Genomic DNA, 418 nt, shown 5'->3' on the forward strand with positions numbered 1-418 from the left:
GGGATGCGCATTTTACACATCCAATCTGCTGAAGCAAGTGCTTTTTGCAGACTTCTTTGAAGCGCGAAACCGTTATAAATCAACGCTTTCCAACACCTCGATCACCCTTTGGATGACCCCTCCAGCAGCGCTGAAGGCTTAAGAAGGACGCGCATTATATGGCGCCAATCTCGTTTGGCAAGCTGTTTCTCAAAGCTTTTTCAGGGCTGGGAATCGGCGATTGATCGACCTGATTCTCAGCACTGGAGGACTGCCTGGAGCCCTGGGCGGCGTTACAAAATGAACGCTCTCACTTATAAGTAAAAGGCCCAGCCGCGTAAGCGACTGGGCCTTTTGAATTAAAACCTGACGATGACCTACTCTCACATGGGGAATCCCCACACTACCATCGGCGATGTTGCGTTTCACTTCTGAGTTC

At 50.2% G+C, this 418-nt stretch carries 1 rRNA gene; it reads right to left on the bottom strand.

From position 1 onward, the window contains the following. Positions 1 to 343: 343 nt before the first annotated feature. Positions 344 to 418 (bottom strand): 5S ribosomal RNA (rrf, locus tag ACXAG1_RS16980); the annotation flags it as partial.

Source organism: Microbulbifer sp. ABE4_465, from assembly GCF_056160765.1.